The sequence below is a fragment of the Anaerococcus sp. NML200537 genome, assembly GCF_026131715.1.
GTDB lineage: Bacteria > Bacillota > Clostridia > Tissierellales > Peptoniphilaceae > Anaerococcus > Anaerococcus kampingae.
This window is the reverse complement of sequence record NZ_JAMXSL010000012.1, coordinates 19,563-39,012: the sequence shown is the minus strand read 5'-3', so window position 1 is coordinate 39,012 and position 19,450 is coordinate 19,563. Positions and strand designations below refer to the sequence as shown.

28 protein-coding genes are annotated in these 19,450 nt (G+C 33.4%); all 28 read right to left on the bottom strand.

Translation table 11 applies throughout. The features are described 5' to 3' along the window. Positions 1-6 precede the first annotated feature (6 nt). Entirely contained in the window at positions 7-600 is a 594-nt protein-coding gene (locus NH288_RS04890; RefSeq protein WP_265213548.1) for a hypothetical protein, read from the bottom strand. Next, the gene (locus NH288_RS04885; protein WP_265213546.1) at positions 587-826 is read right to left on the bottom strand and encodes a hypothetical protein; all 240 of its coding nucleotides are present in this window, start codon (positions 824-826) and stop codon (positions 587-589) included. The genes NH288_RS04890 and NH288_RS04885 overlap by 14 nt, the downstream gene beginning before the upstream one ends. A gap of 47 nt (positions 827-873) precedes the next feature. Further along, positions 874-1,212, bottom strand: coding sequence for a hypothetical protein (locus NH288_RS04880; RefSeq protein ID WP_265213544.1), 339 nt, complete (start codon positions 1,210-1,212; stop codon positions 874-876). A 57-nt stretch (positions 1,213-1,269) separates the two neighbouring features. Beyond that, positions 1,270-1,524, bottom strand: coding sequence for a hypothetical protein (locus NH288_RS04875; RefSeq protein ID WP_265213542.1), 255 nt, complete (start codon positions 1,522-1,524; stop codon positions 1,270-1,272). 74 nt (positions 1,525-1,598) lie between these two features. Beyond that, positions 1,599-2,117: a hypothetical protein gene (locus NH288_RS04870; protein WP_265213541.1), complete on the bottom strand. Its 519-nt coding sequence runs from the start codon at positions 2,115-2,117 to the stop codon at positions 1,599-1,601. Positions 2,118-2,168: 51 nt separating this feature from the next. Next, positions 2,169-2,480, bottom strand: a complete 312-nt coding sequence (locus NH288_RS04865) for a hypothetical protein (RefSeq protein WP_265213540.1) — start codon at positions 2,478-2,480, stop codon at positions 2,169-2,171. A 123-nt stretch (positions 2,481-2,603) separates the two neighbouring features. Then, the gene (locus NH288_RS04860) at positions 2,604-2,891 is read right to left on the bottom strand and encodes a hypothetical protein (RefSeq protein ID WP_265213539.1); all 288 of its coding nucleotides are present in this window, start codon (positions 2,889-2,891) and stop codon (positions 2,604-2,606) included. Positions 2,892-3,907: 1,016 nt separating this feature from the next. Further along, positions 3,908-4,345 carry a hypothetical protein gene (locus tag NH288_RS04855; protein ID WP_265213538.1) on the bottom strand — a complete coding sequence of 146 codons (438 nt, stop codon included), beginning with the start codon at positions 4,343-4,345 and terminating at the stop codon, positions 3,908-3,910. A gap of 11 nt (positions 4,346-4,356) precedes the next feature. Further along, positions 4,357-5,259, bottom strand: a complete 903-nt coding sequence (locus tag NH288_RS04850) for a peptidoglycan amidohydrolase family protein (RefSeq protein WP_265213536.1) — start codon at positions 5,257-5,259, stop codon at positions 4,357-4,359. 41 nt (positions 5,260-5,300) lie between these two features. After that, entirely contained in the window at positions 5,301-5,768 is a 468-nt protein-coding gene (locus NH288_RS04845) for a hypothetical protein (protein WP_265213535.1), read from the bottom strand. A gap of 52 nt (positions 5,769-5,820) precedes the next feature. Further along, entirely contained in the window at positions 5,821-5,985 is a 165-nt protein-coding gene (locus tag NH288_RS04840; RefSeq protein ID WP_265213533.1) for a hypothetical protein, read from the bottom strand. A gap of 73 nt (positions 5,986-6,058) precedes the next feature. Continuing rightward, positions 6,059-6,379, bottom strand: coding sequence for a hypothetical protein (locus NH288_RS04835; RefSeq protein ID WP_265213531.1), 321 nt, complete (start codon positions 6,377-6,379; stop codon positions 6,059-6,061). After that, positions 6,380-7,549, bottom strand: coding sequence for a hypothetical protein (locus tag NH288_RS04830; RefSeq protein WP_265213530.1), 1,170 nt, complete (start codon positions 7,547-7,549; stop codon positions 6,380-6,382). Positions 7,550-7,596: 47 nt separating this feature from the next. Beyond that, complete coding sequence (locus NH288_RS04825) at positions 7,597-8,073, bottom strand: hypothetical protein (RefSeq protein ID WP_265213528.1); 477 nt, start codon at positions 8,071-8,073, stop codon at positions 7,597-7,599. Next, positions 8,063-8,617 carry a hypothetical protein gene (locus NH288_RS04820; protein ID WP_265213526.1) on the bottom strand — a complete coding sequence of 185 codons (555 nt, stop codon included), beginning with the start codon at positions 8,615-8,617 and terminating at the stop codon, positions 8,063-8,065. The genes NH288_RS04825 and NH288_RS04820 overlap by 11 nt, the downstream gene beginning before the upstream one ends. Then, a complete protein-coding gene (locus tag NH288_RS04815; RefSeq protein WP_265213524.1) occupies positions 8,607-9,140 on the bottom strand; it encodes a hypothetical protein in 534 nt (177 codons plus the stop codon). The genes NH288_RS04820 and NH288_RS04815 overlap by 11 nt, the downstream gene beginning before the upstream one ends. A 22-nt stretch (positions 9,141-9,162) precedes the next feature. Further along, positions 9,163-9,615: a hypothetical protein gene (locus tag NH288_RS04810; protein ID WP_265213522.1), complete on the bottom strand. Its 453-nt coding sequence runs from the start codon at positions 9,613-9,615 to the stop codon at positions 9,163-9,165. Beyond that, positions 9,612-10,097 (bottom strand): hypothetical protein, encoded by a 486-nt coding sequence (locus tag NH288_RS04805; protein ID WP_265213520.1) that lies wholly within the window; start codon positions 10,095-10,097, stop codon positions 9,612-9,614. Before NH288_RS04805 ends, NH288_RS04810 begins: the two co-directional genes overlap by 4 nt. A 3-nt stretch (positions 10,098-10,100) precedes the next feature. Further along, positions 10,101-10,721, bottom strand: a complete 621-nt coding sequence (locus NH288_RS04800) for a hypothetical protein (protein WP_265213518.1) — start codon at positions 10,719-10,721, stop codon at positions 10,101-10,103. 15 nt (positions 10,722-10,736) lie between these two features. Further along, the gene (locus tag NH288_RS04795) at positions 10,737-11,276 is read right to left on the bottom strand and encodes a BppU family phage baseplate upper protein (protein WP_265213516.1); all 540 of its coding nucleotides are present in this window, start codon (positions 11,274-11,276) and stop codon (positions 10,737-10,739) included. A 1-nt stretch (position 11,277) separates the two neighbouring features. After that, positions 11,278-11,850: a hypothetical protein gene (locus tag NH288_RS04790; protein ID WP_265213514.1), complete on the bottom strand. Its 573-nt coding sequence runs from the start codon at positions 11,848-11,850 to the stop codon at positions 11,278-11,280. Positions 11,851-11,874: 24 nt separating this feature from the next. Then, positions 11,875-12,039, bottom strand: a complete 165-nt coding sequence (locus tag NH288_RS04785) for a hypothetical protein (RefSeq protein ID WP_265213512.1) — start codon at positions 12,037-12,039, stop codon at positions 11,875-11,877. A 6-nt stretch (positions 12,040-12,045) separates the two neighbouring features. Next, on the bottom strand, positions 12,046-15,462 hold the full coding sequence (locus NH288_RS04780; RefSeq protein WP_265213511.1) for a DUF4815 domain-containing protein: 3,417 nt from the start codon (positions 15,460-15,462) through the stop codon (positions 12,046-12,048). A gap of 13 nt (positions 15,463-15,475) precedes the next feature. Continuing rightward, entirely contained in the window at positions 15,476-16,030 is a 555-nt protein-coding gene (locus NH288_RS04775; RefSeq protein WP_265213509.1) for a hypothetical protein, read from the bottom strand. A gap of 1 nt (position 16,031) precedes the next feature. After that, a complete protein-coding gene (locus NH288_RS04770; RefSeq protein WP_265213507.1) occupies positions 16,032-17,042 on the bottom strand; it encodes a hypothetical protein in 1,011 nt (336 codons plus the stop codon). Next, complete coding sequence (locus tag NH288_RS04765) at positions 17,039-18,112, bottom strand: baseplate J/gp47 family protein (RefSeq protein WP_265213505.1); 1,074 nt, start codon at positions 18,110-18,112, stop codon at positions 17,039-17,041. Before NH288_RS04765 ends, NH288_RS04770 begins: the two co-directional genes overlap by 4 nt. 12 nt (positions 18,113-18,124) lie before the next feature. Continuing rightward, positions 18,125-18,769 (bottom strand): LysM peptidoglycan-binding domain-containing protein, encoded by a 645-nt coding sequence (locus NH288_RS04760; protein WP_265213504.1) that lies wholly within the window; start codon positions 18,767-18,769, stop codon positions 18,125-18,127. Next, on the bottom strand, positions 18,766-19,440 hold the full coding sequence (locus NH288_RS04755; RefSeq protein WP_265213502.1) for a hypothetical protein: 675 nt from the start codon (positions 19,438-19,440) through the stop codon (positions 18,766-18,768). Before NH288_RS04755 ends, NH288_RS04760 begins: the two co-directional genes overlap by 4 nt. Positions 19,441-19,450: the final 10 nt, after the last annotated feature.

The window sequence follows — 19,450 nt, the reverse complement described above, 5'->3', positions numbered from 1 at the left end:
ATTGTATTAATAGTCGTAAATTTCATTCTGTAGTTTAAATTCTAAATTACTACGTAAGTTTAATTTTGTATCTTTATAATCAATGAAATATTTAATATTATCAATTTCAAATTCTATGTTTTTATTCCAGTTTTCCTTTAAAAAGTTTAAAAGGATATTTTTATCTTCATCTACTTTCAGAACACACTTTGCCAAGTCACAAAAATCCATATATTCGCTTAATTCTTCTTTGCAAATATTTATATATTCTAAAGCGTACTGTTGTTTTCTATCTAGCTTTAATGTTATTTGTGCTATCCAATAAGTTAAAACCATTGTTTTTAAAGTTTTATAAAGTTCACCGCTTTCATCGACTTCACGTAATTCTAATGTCCATTTATCTAATTCTTCATTAACATTCCAAAATTTCCCATAGACGCATTCTTTTTTGCATAGGCTTTTAAAATGTTCGTACATATCGTATTTGCTTAATTTAGATTTTAAAGCATCAAGTGATATATCAAATACTTTAATCAATTCTTCTTCGTGAAAAATTTTCCAAAACTCTTCTTTTGCTTCATATACTTTATCATCATTTTCTATCAAATTATCCTTTGTCATTTTCAATCTCCTTTGAAGTCTCATACTCACCCGCATTTGGATTTTCTACTGCAAATAACTCGTTTAATTCGTCCATATCTTCCTGGTCTGCATAGGCTCTTACAAATAGCCTAGCCGACCTCTGATAATTCTTTTTTCTAGCGTGTTCTCTATTTCTCTCTTCCCATCTCCTAGTCGCATCTATTTGTGATCGTGGAGTTAAATTGTTCACTTGTTTTTTTGTCATTAGTTCTCCTTATTGTTATATGTAGCCCCAATCAAGGGGCTAATTATTTACTTGTAATATTTTTCACTTACTTGAGTGTTTGATATATTAGACCATTCAAGTGATTTCTCTTCCTCATCTAGTCCCTCTATAAATTGACTTTCATAAGCTTCGTTTAATGTATTTATAACATCTTTAATGCCATCTATCCCATAAACCTCTTCTGTAGTTTCTTCAAATAATTCTTTTAATTGCTCGTATTCTTTATCTCCTTCAAAGAAATCTCCGCTATTTATAATCCAATCAAATTTTTCTTCTAGATTTTCATTCCAACTTCTAACTAATTCTTCTTCGTTTTCACCTTGTGCATATATAATATCATTGATTAAATCTTTTACTTGTAACATTGTTATCTCCTTTATATTTTTTATTATATCGTATACGTTATAATATGTCAAACATTTTTATACTAGTTCGTATCCATCATATTTAAAAGTCTTTACTATGTTTTTTACCTTTTCTAAATCCTCTGTAAATTTATCTAGGCTATCTAAGTCCATAGCTCCTATTCCTGCTATGCTTATTTCTGATTTTATAAGAGGTCTTACCTCATAAGTAAATCTTATATAAGCGTTAATATTTCTAGTTTCATCTTTTATCCTTTTGACTTCTCTTCTAAGCTCTCTGTCTGTTACCTTTTGTGTGTTTCCCATTGTCATTTTAGACCTCCTATGTTATATCCCTTCTTACATTATATATTATACCGTATACGTTATGTACCGCAAGTATTTTTTTAAAAATTTAATAAATAATTTTGGTACTTGAAATTGTCAACTAATGCCCTTACTTGGTCGCTTATAACTTCGCCCTTATTTTCGATTCTAAGCCTTATAATAGGTTCTATAATATAATCTATATCTACTTTGTTATCAAGCTTATATAGTCTTATTCTAAGGCCTGTAATAGCCTTTAAAAACTCTTCTTCATCAACCTTTTTATTTTCATCTACTATAATTTCTCCGCTATTGATCTTGCTTTCTGTTATAGATTCTAATAGTCCATTAAAATAAATTTCGTTAGCTTCGTTTCCATCGCCTATGTCCACTCTTACGTGGTGTACTCTTTCCCCATCTACATAATTATCAAAATAAAATTTATAATATCCTTTGCCCTTTTTCTTGTCGTGAATCTTTTCATCTAATGACTTTAATTCATCTATTAAATCTTCTGTAACTTCTAAGCCTTCATAATTTTTTACATCTTTGCCATTTTCATTAAACTCTACTACCCAATAATCTTTTTTATTTATCATTTTTAATCTCCTTTTTATTTATGATTCTTCTTACTTTTTAGCTAGGGTAAACTAAATTACCCTAACTACCTTTTTCATTGTCTCTACTACTTCATTTGCCATTTCTTCATCGTCAGACCCGTTTAGTTCCCAATCAGATTTTTCGTACCACCATAATAACTCCTGGTCTATATCTCTTCTAAACATCATGCCGCCGTTATCCTCAAAAGATATGATTTGATTTTCTATTGTGATTTCTCCCGTATTTACATTTCTGAAAATTAGGATTCCTTTTCTAAGGTTGTTGTACTTATGATTCCTTACTAGATTTCTTATTGTTTCAAGCTCTTTTTCTGTTACTCTTATATCATCTACTACTACCATTTTGTATCTCCTTTTAAAATTAATATTTACTAAACATATCTTATCTGTACTTATATTATATAACGTATACGTTATATTGTCAAATAAATTTTGAATTATTTTATTATCGCTATTATAACTCTTTTAAAGCAATCCAACCTTAGCTCTTTCATGAAAACTAAAACTTTCAGCTTCACTCTCTAGGTCTAAATTATTACACCTACCTAGATAAATCATAAGTCTTTTTACCCTATCAATTTGCCTTGAAAGTTTAGCTTCTGCTTTTACAACCTCATTTACGTATTCATCTTCAATAAGATCCATATTGAATAGTTCTAGCAAGAAATTAACCCTATCATTAAATTTTAAGTTGTATAACTTATAGGTATCTTTACATTCTTGTATGATTTCTTCTTTAGTCTTGTTTGCCATAAAAAACCTCCTAATTGTTTTTATTTCTCTATCCACTCTTAATATACCGTATACGTTATACATTGCAAGTAAAACTGATAATTTGAAATCAATTAGTGACTATTCCTAAAAATACATCAATATACCTAAAAGATAAACATTGAAATCAAGCCAATTATTCATATTTTGCGTTTTAAGGCCTTTAAATTTCTTAGCCATATAAATACCCTCTTAAAAATTTAACTAAAGGTCTACATATAGAAGACTTTAAAAAAAGATAAAAAAATGGCGACCCATAAAGGTCACCGTCCACACTTGAACATAAAAAGCTCATCTATATTATACCACAAAATAAAAAAGCACCCCAGGTGCATAGCATTATCTGCTAGCATGATTCCTTCACAAGTGCTTTTTTCCTCACCCAACATCTCACACCCAAATCTTAAAAGATTGGAGAGAATAGGGTTGCCCTCGGTAGACTTCGTCACACCAGTTTTAGTACTCACAGAGGGACTTTTCTGCTTTCCGACTAGTCAAGATAACTATACCCTAATTTAGAGTAGTTACGACAAAAATTTTGTACACCTAAATTATACCTCAAACAAAAAATCCCACCATAGAGGGGTAGGATAATTTGTATCTTTCGTGCATATATCGGAACTCACATATATTGTACTTTAAAAAGAGAATAAAAAAAGTCTCCATCTACTGGTAATAGATAAGAGACGAGGTTGGGCTGGTTAGGCCTGATTTGGATTTGTGATAACAATATATCACGCAAAGTGGTATTTGTCAAGTTATAGTTTTAGGCAATAAAAAAGACCTACCCCAGCACAAGAGTAGGTTTTATGTTATAGGTATAAGATTTCGTTTTTTACGTGAGTATTTATGCTGTCTTTAAGTCCGATTCATCGATTCAAGTCGGAAAGCAATTTTTGCACGTCAACCTGATTCGAAAATCACTTGGACTTAAAATCAAACTTTTTTATTAGATTTTGAAATACCACTACTTAAAATAGTTTATATATTTATTAGTATTATACTTCTTCTTTAAAACTTTCTGTAACATTTAAAGGGCTACCTTCTTTAGGCTTCTTATTTTCCCTTACTTTTGCTGATACTTCACTTTCTATGAAATCTTCAAGATTTCTTGCACCGCCTAGGTATCTTGCTATGATATCTTTTTGTTCATCTCCTAGCCATAATTTTACTGTATCAACTGCTGAATTAAAGATTTCATCTTTCTTTGCTTGATCAAATAGCTTTTCTGGATTTGATTTTAACTCATCAACTACCTTTTGATTGATATCATTTACTACTGTATTAATGAATCTTTCTAGGAAATCTATTGCTGCAAGGACTCTATTATCTTTGATTTCACCTTTCTTTGCCTTTAATATGTCTATAGCATATTTAATAGCACAAAGTGCCGCTATAATTACTGCAATTCCTAGTAAGCTATATAATTCTTTCATGTTTTAATCTCCTATTTTATTTTGATTTTCTGCCCAATTTTAACGACATTTGGATTTGCAATCTGTGGATTTCTTTTAATTAGTTCATTTAGGCTAAGATTGTGTTTTTTAGCTATTAAGCTTAGAGTATCACCTCTTTTTACCTCATAATAGACCGGTTTATATACAAGTTTATTTACCTCTGCTTGTACCTTGTTTGGATCATAACCTGCCTTTTTAAGTCTACTAGCCCTATCACTACCATTGCCCCACTTACCGTCTATAACCTCTTTAGCTATTTGGCCAATGGTTTTACTAGGCTTTGACTTGATTATTTGGTTTACCCTATCCTGAATTTCCTTATAGTTATATCCTGCATTTTCAAGCTTTCTTACCCTATCTTGGCCTACACCCCATTTTCCGTCTATGACTTCTTTTGCTACTTCATAGGCTGACTTAGTAGGCTTAGCCTTGCCCACATTATCTTGTGGTATAGGTCTAAAATATCTTTCGTTTCTAGACCTTTTTCTGTCTAAAAAGTATGTCAAATAGCATGATAAGTCGTTTTTGCTAATGCCGTTGTTAGAATAATTTGAATGGATTATCCCATCTTTCTTATAAAACATTCCTGTATGACCCTTAGCCCCTAGGCTTGTACCTTCACCACCTCTGATAAAGATATCGCCTGGTTGGACTTCATCATAGCTAAATATTTCTTTAAGTACCTTGCCTTGTCTAGCTAGTGCAAAGAGTGTTTCTGTATTGCCTATAGCTGTAGTCCTTGGTAGGAATCCGCCTGCTATCAAAGCGTAAAAAACTGATGATGAACAATCAAAACCTGGATTGCCGTATCTCCTATACATAGAGTATGGATAATTTCCCTTTGTCCTGTGATGGTCTTCAAACCACTTTATAGCTTTTTTAATATCTCCCATAATAATCCTTTCTTGTGCATATAAAAAGAGACTAGACTTGCCTAGTCCTCTGCTTGATTTTTTAAAATTTCTTGTTTTACTTCTTCTAGCATCGCCTTAGTAGCAAGCTCCTTAGTCGTATCTTGGACAATATCAAGCCTGCCTATAATATCCTGGACTCCGTCCTTAATTTCACAAAAACTATTTTCAGTTTTACTATTGTGAATATCTAGCAAAGAATCGCTATGTTTCAAGGCTTCCGTAAATTTGATTATCGCTTCGTTAGTCTGACTATGGAGGTCTATAAGGCTCTTAGTCTGCTCCCTTTGTGCTTGCCTATCTTCTTTTCTTTCTTGTCTTTCAATTTCTTTCTCAACTTTGAGATTTTCCCTATCAAGCTTTTTTTGTTCTTCAAACTGCTTTAAAAATGACCTTCCAAATGTAAACATTAAAAGGATAACCACAACCGACACCGATATAGCTATCCCTTGGTCTGCTACAAGACTTATAATTTTTTCATAAACTGCCACAATTTAATCACTCCTTTTTAAGTAAAGGGGCTATAAAAGCCCCTACTGTTTCTTATCTACCTTCTTCTTTGTCTTTCTTTTCAAGGTCGATTAGTTCTTCTGCGCCCATTTCTATAAGTGCTTGCTTAACAAACTCTTTCATAGGTGCTGGTACGTCAGAATATTTTTTATAACCTCTTACGATACAAGATGCCATGCAAAATGCTAGTCCTATCATAAATTCACCCCCTTTCTTTTCTATGATTTTAAGTATATAAAAAGCGGCACCAATTGATACCGCTATACCTAACTTACTTACTTTCGATTTGTGCTTGTAGATTAGTAACTTTTTCATAAAGTTCCCACATTCCCATTTCTGCCATAGATTGTGCTTGTTGGGTCTTTTCTAACTGTTCTTTTAATTTCTTATTTTCAATTTCTAGCCTTTCAGTATCAGTTTGGGGTTCTCCGTCATAGTAGGCTTCGCCCTTATCATTGATACAAAGATTGCCTAAGCCCTCTTCTTTTGGTAGGTCTGCTATAACATAGTTAGCCCCTAAGCTTGCAATCATCTCTTCCGATACTACTGCTACTAGTTTTTTGTCTTTTAGTTGGTCGTAATATAAGTACATTTATAATCCCCTTGCTATATCTTGCTCGATTTCTTTTAGGTTTAACAAAGCAATCGAAATACGATAATCGCTATACGTTCTCCCCATTTTATATTTTGATTTTACAACTCCAAAATGTCTAGCCATATTAAACATTGAATCGGTCGCGAGTGAATCATCTTTAGTATACCTGTAGATAAATTTAAATTGTTGCTTGTTTTCTCTTTGCTGTTTATTTAAATCATCACTATAATTGCCGATACCATATATAGTGTCTGTATCCAAATTAATAGCCGATCCATTTAATTTTGAAATACCTGGAAAAGAATCGTTAATTTTTAAAAAGTCACTTCGCCTTAATGCTAATATAATAAATTCTCCAATATTCTCAATATCAGACATCTTATTCTGAAAAAAGTTTAGATAATAAGTCATTTCTCTTAAACCTTCAAAGCAAAAATAAAAATAAGGACAATACCTTGAAAATATATAAGTTGTTTCCTCATTGTCCGATACCGCTCTTATCAAATCATCACTACTAACTATTTGTTTTAAGCATTTAGGGCTACTATAAATAATACGAGCTTTAAAATCATCTGAAATATGCTGTTTAAATTGACTTACATTGTTTTTGAAATAAGGCATTGTCACTTCAAATATTGACTTTGAGAAAAGAGCATCACTATTCATTTCTTTTTTTACTAATGAGTTATTCAAAAAACTAGCCATTGCCGTCTGCGATTGCTGAAATTGTGATAAGGTCTTAATAGATGAAGAAATACTAGTACCATAATAGTTGTTCAAATCCTTGTACAACTCATTGGATTGAAACATACTATCTCTTCTAGCAACTTTAAGTGCTAGCTGCATTATTTGTGAATCAGTCTTTAAATCTCTATCAATCTTTGTTTTGTAAGCATTAGTAAAATTATTATCACTAAGTACCTTGCTACCATCTTTCTTTACATAAGCATTCAAATCCTTCTTATCAGCCTTACTATTATTCAAAGCATTGTACTTCTTAGTCATATCACTAGATAAACTAGACTTAGCACTATCTACATAAGATTTTTCAGCCTTGTTATTCCATTTTGTTTTTTCAGCATCTGTAACTGTTCTGTGGGCGGAGTCTTCTGTAAATTCTGATAATTTTCTTTTCAAATCATCTTCTGTCAAAATTCTTTTTCTCAAATTTTTTCACTTCCTTTCTTTATGTAAAAAAGAGAGCCTAAGCTCCCTTATAGTGGTGTTATTTCTTTGTAGTTGCCTTCTGGTGGATAAATAGACTGTTTCTCTTTTGTTTGCATGCTTTTTTTATCAATAATGATATCTGCTAACTCATCTGTGACAAAGAATTTTTTTATTCTTAATTCTGTGTCATCAGTTAGAGTCCTAATATAAAAGACAGCATTTGAATCGGAATTAATATTTCTATAAGTATATACAATTACTTCACCAATAATAACTGGTTGATATTTCTCTTGTCCATTTTTATACATTCGAACTTGACCATTTATGCTACCCATAAATCCCGCAACATATTCTATATTTTCTTTTATATCACCACTATTATCCTCATTTATAAATCGATACACCCATTCTGTTTTTCCTTTTAAAACCAAAGTATTTTTATTAATAGTCATTTCCAATGGTGCCTGAGAACTAGGTGTTTTAAAAGAGTTTGGTTGATTTAGTAGGTTGTGCTTAACTAACATAAAGCACCCCCAAACATAACTGGTCGATTTCGACCGGTTTTAAGCTTAGACTGGATACACTTCCTTGAATACCCCCCCCCGCCACGAAAATGGCTTGTTTGCTAGGTTCTAGCTCGGTTTTGCTAGGGCTATATAGACTAGGTTTATCACTAACTTCTAATTTACTTTTAATCAGATAAAATGTTTTTCCTAAGTCTGCCTTGTTAAATCTTATAAAAAACGAACCACCTCTATATGTTTCTGGGATTGTCTCTGTATCCATAGTAAATTTATAAAACTTAGGCTCTGTACTGCCTGCTGGATACCACATAGTCCCAAAATGGTAATAAGGACTAGCACTATAATGAACTTCAAAAATTCTATCCGTCTGTAGAGGTTCTGTAGGTGCAAACCAAAAGGATAAGGTTGTTTTACCATTTTTAAAGTCAAGCCAAAAATCATCTTCAATAAAGAATCTGCAATCCTTAATGTCAGCAAAATCAATTTCAGCTATCTTCATTTCAGCTCTTCTAGATTTTTTCAAATAGTTTCTATTAATTTTCACGCTGCAACCTCCTTCCTAAAAGAAGATTGCTTAGGGTAGATACTAGATTGGATAAACCTCTTTGAACGTACCCCCCCCCGATAAAATACGGACGTTTAGCCGTTTCTAGGGTATTCTTGTTAGGTACATATTGAGTTTTTTCTTTCCCTTTTTCTAACTTAATTTTTGAATATACCGCTTTTACTTTTGTTTTTTTACCTTCATTTGCAAAATCCCATATATACTTAATTTCTGGTATATATTTAAAAGTATACACAATTTTGTTATTCGATACATCTGTGTTAGTATATCCATAAGGCTTTTCATAAATCGTAGAACCATTCGCCCTTGCTGGTCCTACACTTACTATTTCATCGAGCAATTGACCATCTAGACTCACTCTATCTAAATCACAAGACAAGGTATAAGTTTCTCCATCAATCAATGTTGGTACATCTATGAATACTCCATTATAGTATAATTTATCTCCACCTCTGTATTCTAAAGTGCTTTTACTTTCATATAAATTAGGGTTAATTAACATAAACTACCCCCCCTTATATCCTCTATAGAGGGTAGACTTCGTGATACCCCCCCCCGATAGGGAAAATGGCTTGATTTTCAGCTTTTACCTTGCTTTTATGTGGTAAGTATGGTGTCATTTGGTCTCCTTTTTCTAGTTTTATATTATTATATTCAGCACTTATCCCATTAGTACTACCATGTATTCCTGCATAGCAAGATAACCTACTTGTTACACCTTCTTTATACGTAAAAGTAAAACTATTACGTCCTTTAGTGCTAAATGTAGAAATTCCGCTTAGTGTCTTATAATCACTATCAAAAAGAATTATGCTAGCTGATTCTCCTTTGCTCAAACTTAAGTCTGTCGAAAAGGTATAAGTTTCTCCGTCAACTAGACCTAAATTTTCTATAAAAACTGAAGCAAACCTAAAATCAACATCCTTTGCATCTAAAAAAATTTTATCTTGCGTGGTTAGATTCTCATTAATTATCATAACCCCTCCTCTCTAACAATAGATACCTTGTCCTCTGGCATGGTAACACTAGTAAAAATCATCTCTTCATTGATATTTTTACCAAAGTCTATTTTATAATCTCTTAAGTGTTTATACACGTGGATAGCATATCTTAATTGCTCATCTTTTAGGCTATAAAATAATATTATTCCCTCGCTGCTTGATTTGATTCTAAATCTGAATGATTCGCCGCTTACCATGATTTTGTAGAAGTCATTAGCAATTACCTTGCCCCTTTCTTCGTGGATCATAAATAATTGGCCGTTTTCATACTCAAATTTAACATTATAGATATCATTTCCATTATAAATAATATCTGACATATCAAGCTTGTTTTTATCAAAATCTGTAAAATCATTAGTAGATAAGGCCTTGCCTTCTACCTTATCTACCTTTAAGTCAAGCAATTCTTTTATTTTCTTAACTATTAGCTTAAGACCTTCAAAATCTAATACTTTCATAGACTAAGCCCCCATTGCTTGATTAATTTCTTCATTAGTGATTGCTTTTATATCTTCTTCACGTATGTAACCATCAAGGTTTACTTCTGTGCTAGTATCACCGATTTTTTCCCATTGATTGTTTACATAAATCCACTCTTCATATACATTGTTGCCGCTGCCTTTTGGCCCTACTAGATAAATAGTATCTTCTGTACCTTTACTAGGCTTGCTTGCCACTATCTCTTTTTTCATGTGTCTAGCATCGCTTATAAGCTTTTGTACCTGCGTTTTGCTTACTAAGTCCTTATCATCGACTAAATCTGATAATTTAGTAGGTACTGCTATATCTACTTCCTTATTGCTTACATTTACTAGAGTCCCATTTCTCTTGACCTTTGTAATCACATTTTTTTCTGCTCCCTCTTCTAGGCTATTAATCTTAGTAAGATTAGCACTAGATAAAAGGCCTGCTTCTTCTGTAGTTGCTACATTGTAGGTTTTTAAAGTCGATAATTTTTGCTTATCTTCATCTGTATAGTCATTTTTTGATAAGCCCTTGCCTGTTTCTTTCTGTACAAACTTTTCTTTGATAAGCCCTATTAAGTGTTGTAAGCCTATCAAGTCTAAAAACTTGCTATTCAATCCATACCTCCTTTGCTAAAATAGTTTGCTTATATCAGCTTCTTCTATCCTGTTTACACTCATGCGTCCTATCTGATCCATCATTTCTTTTTTGTCTTTTTCAGTAAAAAAGTCGATTCCGACTATTGGTGTGTGTCCGTCCTTGCCGTCTTTGCCATCTTTACCGATTAAGAAGGGATTTGAGACATAAGTCTCGCCACCTGTTCCGAGAGCCTTTCTGACCCTCAAATAAAAAGAACCACTTGTCATTAAGTAGTTCTTGTTTCTGATTTTTATTTCGCATTGTAGGATGCCATTATGAGATAAAACTCCGTCTGTCAGCACGACTTTTAATTGCTTCTTATCCTTTGATACTTCACAATTTAGCTTTATAGCTTCCATATTAGGCTTTAAGACCAAGCAATAAATTTCCTCATAATCTTTTATCTCTAGGATTTTAATTCCCTCTGTTAGGTTAATATAGAGGATATTGCTTATATTGTCGTACTGGACTAGACCTGCATACATTCCGTTGTTTTTCTTGATATCAACTTTGATTCTATATGCTTTCTCCATTCTAGGCCTCCAAACTACCTATAAGGCTTTTAAGTTCGTTTTGTGTGACCGGTTCAAAGTTAATGCTTGTATAAAATCCTGCTATAGTATCTTTCATTTCCTTAAATTGCTTTTCTGATTTTGCCGATATACCGCTTACAATTTCTATGTTTGTCTTAACCGCTTCGTACTGATCTACAAAGGCGTCTAAGATATTCATTTTCATAGATATAATTAACTTATCTTCGGTCTTTAAGGTGTTGCTTTTCATAACCACCCTGTCACCTTTAGCTAAAAAGACATTATCTAGCACTCTTTTTTCGCCATCTAGCATTACTATTTCTGACTTGCCATTTCTAAATAGTTCTATCTGCAAGTTTGGTATACTAGCGACTAATTCAATCTTATAAATTCCCATTACCCTTGCCTCATATACTCCTGGCAAAGCCTTGCTATCATAGGTCTTTTCTAGCTTATCTTTAATATCGGGCTTGAAATTTTCGTAAACTTCCCTGTTGTTATTAAGTTCATCTATTATCTCATTAAGCCTATTTACGATATCATAAAGCGGTGATTGTTTACTTAATTTATTCATAAAATCTCCAAACTAAAAGGATAGCTATTTTTCGCTATCCTTTTCTTCTAATTTCTTTATTCTATTTTTTAGGCTTTTGACTTCTTTGTTTGTCTTCTCGATTTCCTTTATTAAATCTTCTATTGTAGGCTTATCCTCTTCTTTTGGTTTAAAGATTAAAGCCCCTACTTCGTTTACTCTATAGTCCATACTTACCTACTTCATGATACATTTTAGACGTCTTACCCTAGGTCTAACGGCTGTATTATTAGTTGATAAGTCAGCTTTTACTCTAAAGTTAGTTTGTCCGCTGCTTTCTGTAGCTGTGTAGGTATATTCGATATATCCGCCTACTTTCTTAACCTTGCCATCTCCCTGTTGGGTTAGCTTTTTCCAAGTATTTCCGTCCCTATCAGTCGCATAGTAGAATACTACCCCTGTACCGCTAGGAGCATAGACATCTGCTATTACCTTTACATTAGTATACTTAGCATCTGTGACTATATTTCTTGATACATAGGAACTTTTAGAGTTGTTTAAGCTGCCTACAAGCATCAAGCTATCAAGTGCTATAGCTGGCGATATATTGCCCTTATTAGTCATTGTTGCCCTTACTGTTACGTTATTTACTTTCTTAAGCAAATCCAAACTATTATCTATAGCTATTGGCAACCATGACTTAGCATCATCAGTAGAGTATTCCCATTCTAGGCTTGTATCTACTGGTACTGACGTATCAGCAAGTAGTCTTATTGTGTCATATTCTACGCCCTTAACCGAGTTAAAGTAGATAAATGACTTGTTCACATAGTCATTGATATATAAGTCAAACTTAAGGTTGAAGTTTTGTTTAGCACTCCAAGCTATAGCGTTTGATGATTCAAACATCATTCCTGGTATATATGGATTTTCAAGCACTATCTTCTTGCTTGCTAGGTCTTTCTTGCCTAATTCTTGTACATAAATACTAGCTGTAGGGCTATTTGATAAGGCTGTTATAGCATATTGAGTATTAGCCTTTAGGTATACTGGATTTTCAAATACTATCCTTGTTTGACTTGTTCCATCTTCACTAACTTTTATCTTATCATAGCCGATTACTTGTTCTGCTAGGATTTCTTGACTAGGATAGCCATTTTCACATTTTCTAATCTGTACCCTTAAGTCATTTTTATTATCTTTAGCTGCAAAGTACAAACCTATAGAAGTTAGCATTTGGTCTTTTAGGACTGAAAATGTCTGTGCTACTGGATCTACCAAAACTTGCGACCACTTAGTTGTATATACTGTAGTATAGGTTACATGAGTAGTAGTTGTATGAGTTGTAGTTGTAGTGCTTAAAGTTCCATTTGCTGTAAAAGGAGCATTACCTTTTAGGCTTGTAAATTCTTCTGCAAAGATTTCTACATTGACTGTTCCACATCTTACGTGACTAGGAATTTTAAAAGTACCCTTTACTATTCCGTCCTTATCTGCCATAAGGCTACCATTTGAGCCCTTATAGGTATCATTTAAAGGTTTTACCTCTACTGGTATGTCATTAAATAAGACCTTGATTTTATCTTGCTTAGGTAAAAACCTTGCCCCTGTCACGCTAATTTCGATTTGTCTCATATACTCTATAGCCGAGTCGGTAACATTTACGCTTGTTGCGGTGGTATTATATGAGCTTTGCTTTGTTTCTTGACTGGTTTGTGATCTCCATTCATACCATCTTCTTAAGTCCCCGTCCTTGCCTGTATCTTTTCTGATGCTGTTATAAGATACTTCTGTTCCGCCATTTTCTCTTAAGGTTATACTGCTAGTTTCTATCCAATTATCCACTTCTGGATATATCTTAAGGCTAGGTGTTTTTGGGAAGGCTGTATATGGATTGATTCTGTGTGCTCTAGTTGCGAATGGTTGACTATCTTCTATCTTTTCTTCACCTCTAGCCGTTACAATTCTTTCAAATTCCTTATAGTCTTTTGACTTATCCTTATCTATACTTAGCTTATTTGTTGATAATTTAAAGCCTAAAGTAAGTTCTTTATTTACTAGGTCTATACTAGCATTATAGCTAGGGTGGTTTACATCTGATTTTGTAAAGCCTATAAATCCATCTGTTAGGATTCCCTTTAATTGTGTTGCTTCTTCTCCGTCTAGGGCTTCCTTGTCTAGGTCTGTGATTGCTTGATTAACTTCCATTTCTTCTAGTCTTTCAAACATTTTTTGAATTTTGGCCATATCAGACCTTACATTCCTAGAGTTAGTAACTATAAGCTTATCATTTACTGGTGCTACCTGTACATGACCTAAAAGCAAAACTGCCTGGTCTGTAATATCTGGTGGTGCTACACTATCAGCCTTATCTGCTTGCCCTGGCAATACCCTTATAAGCCCCTTTTCATCAAGTGTAATAGAAGCTATATAGTGCAAGTAGAATGTATAGTCAATTATCATCGTACTTCTATCTACTGGCACGTCCTTGTTTAGTATCTCTACATAGTACAAGCCATTATCAATGCTTAGCTTATAGTCAGTATTTTGTATCATGGTTTTATTATAGGTAAATTCTATCTCATAGCTTGCCCCTAAGTCTGGTTGCTTACCTCCGCTTAGCCATCTTATAGTATCTGATTCTAGTACATAGTCTGTATTTTTCTTGTAAGTTGTACTTGTTGCCGATTGCTTTATAGATAAGATTTCCGCTACTGGTGTAAACTGACTAGGTATAGGGTCTGTACCATTTACCGAACCTTGCCTTGTAATTCTTTGACTTACCTTTATAACTGCTACTAGCCTATCAATCTTAGCTACTGGATTGTTATTGAGTAAGTATTTTTTCACTCCATTTTGATATACTTTAGGCTCTGCTGTTATACTTCTTGTATCTTTTGCCCTAGGTACTGTAATAGTGCTTGCTGTTTGCTTTTCTATTTCCCAACCATTAACATAAGCCTTACCTTCCGATAGGTTTAAATATTGATTGTCTTTGTCATTTTGGGCTTTTTGTGATAGCTCTAGACCTCTTACCTTGTAGTGGCCTGATTCATCATAGGTTCTCCTTGCAAGTAGGGCTAAAAACTTATTAAAGATTACATCTTCGTCTTTTTTGTTATTAGTTACAAGTTTACCATCTTGAATTAAATATATTGTTGTGGCCTTTTCATCATTTGCTGTTAGTACTAAAGTTTCTTTTAATCTGTCAGCCCCTGGCAAGCCATAGTTTGGTGTACCACTTGCTGGTGATACTAGTCTATCATCATCAATTGACTGTATAGCTTCCCTTTTAAGCCTTACCCCTATAGATTCAAGGTCTTTACCCTTAATTCTTACCTTTTGTTTTTCAAATTTTCTTACTATACCATTAAGATATATTTTTCCATCTGTTACCGATATATCTTTTTCTATTGATCCTGGTACATCTTCGATTAGGATTTGTGCTCCACTTTTTATGTCCCCATCTTTTAAGAAGCAATCAGCAATGTTTTTTATAATTCCTTTTGCGTTTGATTGCAATTCGTTTAGTTCCCTATTTTGTAAGTGTGTACCTGGTCTAAAAAGTACTTGTGTATAGTTATCATCAAGTAACCTATCAAAATATGGTGCTTGCGTTAAATCTACGTTTACTAATTCATTTTTATCTGTCATTTATACCTTCCTTTTAGCACTCTATGACCATAAAAAATGTGTCTTTTGTGTCCGATTGCCTTGTAGTAACCTTCCTATTTGCTAGTACTTCTAAGATTCCTACATCTTCTATATCATCTGCTAGTAGTATGCGGTTTTTATCCTTACCTTCCTTAGCTTGCACTCTCGAAAATACCCCTAATTGCCTATAAGCAACTGGTGGTAGTTCTTCATAATATATAGTGCTTTCTACAAGTACCCATCTAGATTTTTGTCTTAAGGCTTCATCTTTTGTCAAGGTCTTAAATTTAATCTTTGCATACTCTATATCTCCGTATTCATCTGGCACTACAAGCGATACCCTGTCAGCCTTTTTCATGCCTACTAGCTCTTCTAGGTTTTCAGCATCTGGATTAGGCTCTGGTGGTACAAAACCTTCATCATTTTCCCCCTCCCAAGGGCTAGTTTTGCCAATACCTATAAAAATATTGCCTCGCTCTACAAGTGCTAACGCTCTAGAACAATGAGCGGTGTTTGTTATTATCGGCAATCTTTCATGTATATTTGTACTTACTGTATTAACCGCCATTTTAATTTATCCTTTCTGTCCTAACTTCTATAGGCTTTTGTGTCATGGTTAGCCTACCTTCCTTTTCTCTATCAGCTTTAAAAGATTCATCTTCAAGTGCTAGGGCTTCTTCTATACTAGGATTTTCATTTTTTAAGATGATTGCATAGTCCTCTAATGATAAGATTCCGCCTAGGTGATTTCTTACTACTCCTGTTGCGTAAAGCTCTCTTACCCTTGCTATGCCGTCCCAATATACTAACTGCTTACCTTCTAGGATTGCTGTTCCATCTAGGATAGAGTTATCTAAATCTCCTTCGATTTTATCAAGCCTGCCTGCTGGTATTGTTGAAAATCCATTATAATTTACATTATCGACTACTATATAGTGGTCTTTATGTATCTTGTTATAGACGTGTGTGTTTCTTTCCGCCCTATCAGCATCAACTATAATGTCCCATCTAGGGGCTATAGAAAATACTAGCTTGATACCTGCTGCCTTTACCTTATTTAGATACTTTATAAGCTCTGGTGTTATATAGTGTGATTCTGGCAAGCTTATGTCTATTACTGAATAGATCCAATAATCATAAGATACTAGCCTACCACTTCCGTCTAGATATCCCCTATCATCTAATTTGATAAGTTCAGTCCACGGTTCAAATATCCTTATGGATTCTGGCAAGAGGTTTTCATTATTATCCTTATTCACCTTTCTTGCAGCTGCTCTTTTGATACTTTCTAGAGTGTTTTTTGGGCTTTCTATTTCTTCGATTATTCTTGCCCTGTAGGTATCATCATTTTCTTGATAGTCCCTAGCTACACTAAAGGTATTGCCCCAATAGTCTAGCCAATCATCTGTGGCCGTATCTATAGCCATTTCTAAGATAGCTAGGTTTAGCCCGTCTTTTTGTATGACTAAGCCTTGATATATAGCATCTATAATTACACTTTTTGCCCTACCATCTTTGCCTACATTAAGCTTGTATAGGGCTATTAAGGACTTATAAAAAATTGAATTTAATAACTTCATTTTTTATCCTTTTCTATGCTTTTATTTACTGCTATCTCTCCTGCCCTTACTATCTCATTGCTTTTGATATTTACATCTTTTAGATTTTCAATATCTATAAAGGATATAGCTTCCCTAAAAGATTCATATATATAAGTTAGTAGGTTAGAAAACTTAAGGCTTTCTGATACCTGCATATTGTCTAGATATCCTCTAATGCTTGTTTCGATGATTGAGTCATAAAGTTCCTTGTTTATTCCATCTTTATAAATCACTTTTATATTATCTATATTGACAAGTTTTTTTACTGTAGGCCTTATCTCTACTTCGATACCGCCTGCCCTATACTTATCTATTTCCTTATAGATATTAGCCTTTAAATCTTCGCTTAGGTCGCCATTTTTATCATGCACAAAGGCTCTTACATAGCCTATATAATTATCATCTATATAAACTCCTGCAACTCCTGGCACTTGTTTTATGCCATAAGCTAGTGATTCAGAAGTCCCTCTTTGTAGGGTATGGATATACTCCTTAAACCTTTGCGACCTATCCGCTTCACTTTCTATGTCTTTACCACTTACTAGGTCTTTTAAATTGACTACATTAGCAATATTAGGTGTACCTGCTTCAATCTTGCATATTTCACCTGCTAGGGCGTTTCCTCTTGCCCCTGCTTCTTCTGCCACAACCTTTATTGTTGCTGTCCTACTTCCCGCCTTGACTTTTATATTATCAAGGCTAGTATAGTATTCTTTCTTAAGTCTTTTATTGCCTGAACTAAATCTTGTACCTTTAGGAATTATCACATCTTCTATAAGTACAGATTCATAAATTATGGTTACATAACCCTCTGCCCTTTCAGCTTCTTTTCTCTCAAAAGAAAAAGCATTGTAACACGAATTTGCTATAGCGTGTTCAATGCCTTTTTTTAAGTCATAATAAAATTCTTCGCCTTGTAGGGCTACTGATTCAAGCAAGGTTCTTGTTGCTGATCCAACATTAAAATCTGTTAGCTTATCAGTCCTAGATGCTACCCAATTTACTAAGCTTTCTAGGATTGCATTTGCTCCCTTTATCCTAAATGCCATTTAATCACCCCCTTATACTATATATTTAAACTCTATAGGCTTACCTGGTTCTATAGGTATGATTTGTGCATATACTACAAGTTCTCCATCTACTAGGTCTGCTTTTAAATCTTTAAGGTCTTTAACCCTAAAATCCGACCTTATACATGATTCAATCTCAAATATAATTTTATTTATAGTTTCTTGTGTATAATTTTTACCATAGTACTTGTATAATTCAGACCCAAACTCTGGATGCATAAATAAGCTCCCTTTAGTTACTGATAGTCTGGATTGTAATTGTTGGCCTAGATTATCTAAACCTCTTACTATGTCTATATCACTATTAAAGGCTTGTAAGTATCCTTTTTCTTCATGGTCTAATATGCTTTCATGGTATATATCTAAGTCTTTTCCATAAGCTTCCGCTTCTATTTCTTCATTGTCATGGATATTAGCAACCTGGTAGGCTTGACTACTAGGAATAAGTATCAAATCACCTATCTTGGCAACCTGCCTATTGTCGCTATAACTATCATCTCCAAATACCGAATTTATGTATGGTGGATCAAGCTTATTGATTTCTGCTATCTCCGTCCAATCATCAATCCCATATTTTACTGCTATTCTTTGTAGGCTATCCCCTAATTCTATTCTATGTGTAATAAGTCCTCTCATAAGCTATCTACCTCAATATATTCTGTCTTAAGATTTTTCTTAATCAAGCATAAATTATAAAGTAAAGTAGTTAGATGATGGTTTATATCTGTGCTTAGGTTAGAGTTATATTCTTCAAGTTTCTTTTTGATATAGTTTACATTGTTTATAAGCTTATCTAGCCTTTCTTGCCTTAATTCTCCATAATCAAGTTCATCACCTATTATATAGTGATTATATAAGCTATATCTTAAGCTATATGAGTCTAAAAGCACAAAGAGTATATATTTATATATCTCTTGTTTCTTAAGCTCTTTAAGGTCGTTTAAACAATCAAATATAGCACTATCATTTTTCACCATATTTGTTGCACAAAAAAATAGTGCATCATTTATACTTAAATTTGCACTATTATTAATTTTATCTTGTACCTGTATCAAATAGCTTGTATCTAGTATGCTATCATCAAAACTCATAACCTTTTTATAGATATTGTAAGTTTCTATAGTCAGTTTGTTCTTAAACTTATATTCAATCCCATTTACCATGAAATTATCATCTTCTAGGTCTAGACATATAAGCGAAGCAAGCCTTAACTCTTTACATACTTGATAAGCTGTTGTTGGACACCACTTAGGGGAATCAACCTTGCACCCTATAAGCGGTGATAAGTTTTCGATTAATTGATTCATATAACCTCCT

Excerpts from the sequence above, each read along its gene's own strand:
- NH288_RS04890 (WP_265213548.1), bottom strand. The coding sequence starts at position 600 with ATGACAAAGGATAATTTGATAGAAAATGATGATAAAGTATATGAAGCA.
- NH288_RS04885 (WP_265213546.1), bottom strand. The coding sequence starts at position 826 with ATGACAAAAAAACAAGTGAACAATTTAACTCCACGATCACAAATAGAT.
- NH288_RS04880 (WP_265213544.1), bottom strand. The coding sequence starts at position 1,212 with ATGTTACAAGTAAAAGATTTAATCAATGATATTATATATGCACAAGGT.
- NH288_RS04875 (WP_265213542.1), bottom strand. The coding sequence starts at position 1,524 with ATGACAATGGGAAACACACAAAAGGTAACAGACAGAGAGCTTAGAAGA.
- NH288_RS04870 (WP_265213541.1), bottom strand. The coding sequence starts at position 2,117 with ATGATAAATAAAAAAGATTATTGGGTAGTAGAGTTTAATGAAAATGGC.
- NH288_RS04865 (WP_265213540.1), bottom strand. The coding sequence starts at position 2,480 with ATGGTAGTAGTAGATGATATAAGAGTAACAGAAAAAGAGCTTGAAACA.
- NH288_RS04860 (WP_265213539.1), bottom strand. The coding sequence starts at position 2,891 with ATGGCAAACAAGACTAAAGAAGAAATCATACAAGAATGTAAAGATACC.
- NH288_RS04855 (WP_265213538.1), bottom strand. The coding sequence starts at position 4,345 with ATGAAAGAATTATATAGCTTACTAGGAATTGCAGTAATTATAGCGGCA.
- NH288_RS04850 (WP_265213536.1), bottom strand. The coding sequence starts at position 5,259 with ATGGGAGATATTAAAAAAGCTATAAAGTGGTTTGAAGACCATCACAGG.
- NH288_RS04840 (WP_265213533.1), bottom strand. The coding sequence starts at position 5,985 with ATGATAGGACTAGCATTTTGCATGGCATCTTGTATCGTAAGAGGTTAT.
- NH288_RS04835 (WP_265213531.1), bottom strand. The coding sequence starts at position 6,379 with ATGTACTTATATTACGACCAACTAAAAGACAAAAAACTAGTAGCAGTA.
- NH288_RS04825 (WP_265213528.1), bottom strand. The coding sequence starts at position 8,073 with ATGTTAGTTAAGCACAACCTACTAAATCAACCAAACTCTTTTAAAACA.
- NH288_RS04815 (WP_265213524.1), bottom strand. The coding sequence starts at position 9,140 with ATGTTAATTAACCCTAATTTATATGAAAGTAAAAGCACTTTAGAATAC.
- NH288_RS04810 (WP_265213522.1), bottom strand. The coding sequence starts at position 9,615 with ATGATAATTAATGAGAATCTAACCACGCAAGATAAAATTTTTTTAGAT.
- NH288_RS04805 (WP_265213520.1), bottom strand. The coding sequence starts at position 10,097 with ATGAAAGTATTAGATTTTGAAGGTCTTAAGCTAATAGTTAAGAAAATA.
- NH288_RS04795 (WP_265213516.1), bottom strand. The coding sequence starts at position 11,276 with ATGGAGAAAGCATATAGAATCAAAGTTGATATCAAGAAAAACAACGGA.
- NH288_RS04790 (WP_265213514.1), bottom strand. The coding sequence starts at position 11,850 with ATGAATAAATTAAGTAAACAATCACCGCTTTATGATATCGTAAATAGG.
- NH288_RS04785 (WP_265213512.1), bottom strand. The coding sequence starts at position 12,039 with ATGGACTATAGAGTAAACGAAGTAGGGGCTTTAATCTTTAAACCAAAA.
- NH288_RS04780 (WP_265213511.1), bottom strand. The coding sequence starts at position 15,462 with ATGACAGATAAAAATGAATTAGTAAACGTAGATTTAACGCAAGCACCA.
- NH288_RS04775 (WP_265213509.1), bottom strand. The coding sequence starts at position 16,030 with ATGGCGGTTAATACAGTAAGTACAAATATACATGAAAGATTGCCGATA.
- NH288_RS04770 (WP_265213507.1), bottom strand. The coding sequence starts at position 17,042 with ATGAAGTTATTAAATTCAATTTTTTATAAGTCCTTAATAGCCCTATAC.
- NH288_RS04765 (WP_265213505.1), bottom strand. The coding sequence starts at position 18,112 with ATGGCATTTAGGATAAAGGGAGCAAATGCAATCCTAGAAAGCTTAGTA.
- NH288_RS04760 (WP_265213504.1), bottom strand. The coding sequence starts at position 18,769 with ATGAGAGGACTTATTACACATAGAATAGAATTAGGGGATAGCCTACAA.
- NH288_RS04755 (WP_265213502.1), bottom strand. The coding sequence starts at position 19,440 with ATGAATCAATTAATCGAAAACTTATCACCGCTTATAGGGTGCAAGGTT.